Below are 783 nucleotides of genomic sequence, written 5' to 3'. Positions count from 1 at the left end.
CTTCAGGCCGTTGCGGGCGGCGTAGGCCGGCTCGCCGAAGATCCAGTTGAAGGCGGCCTGCAGGGCTTCGGCAGGGTTGGGCCACTTGGGCGGCTTGGGCACCCCTGCTTTTACCTCCAGCACTGGCGAAAGCCGCGGCTCCAGGGCAATGGTTACACCTTCATCGGCAGCCTGGGCCACGTCGTGGACGCCGATCGTCTCCGGCTCCGGCTCGGCTTGAACTTCGCCCACGGGGCGCAGCTCCACCGTGTTGGGCTTGGCCGCCATCCACTCGCCCAAGGGGCTCTTGCCGGGAGCATCGGGCGCAAAGGTATCCGGCCCGCAAGGCCGCCCTTGGCAGGTGAGATTTTGCGACTGCGTCTTGGTTTGTTGGCAGGTGGGGCTGCTGGTGCTGGCGATGAGGGTGCCCGTCCGAGTTTGGGTAAACGTTTTGGTTGTGCCGCAGGCGATTTGGTTGATGACCTCGTCGCAGCTAGCCGGCGACCAGGGCCCCCAGTTGTAGTTGCAAGTCTGCGGGCAGGTAACCGTTTGGGTTTGCAGCCGGGTGGTGGTTCCGCAGCTCGAGGTACAGGTCTCGGTGCGGGTTTGGGTTATCGTCAGGCCGCCGTTGGCCAGCGTGCACTGAGGAGTCCAATCTGTATAGGTGCAGGTAGCACCCGGCGGCTGGCAAGTGATGGTTTGGGTTTGGGTTTCGGTGAAGGGAGCTTGGCTGGTACAGAGCGGCGTAACCGTACGGGTGCGCGTTTGGGTGATGGTGGCCCGGCTGCACTGCTGCTGCTGGGT

The 783-nt window shown here is 64.5% G+C and carries 1 pseudogene; it reads right to left on the bottom strand.

Annotated elements, in window-relative coordinates:
* Positions 1–783: pseudogene (locus NW844_RS12985) on the bottom strand (type II secretion system protein); the annotation flags it as partial.

This window comes from Synechococcus sp. H55.2 (genome assembly GCF_047462495.1).
In the GTDB taxonomy this organism is placed as follows: domain Bacteria; phylum Cyanobacteriota; class Cyanobacteriia; order Thermostichales; family Thermostichaceae; genus Thermostichus.
Note: the sequence above shows the minus strand (reverse complement) of the source record. Positions and strands in the feature narration are given on the sequence as shown.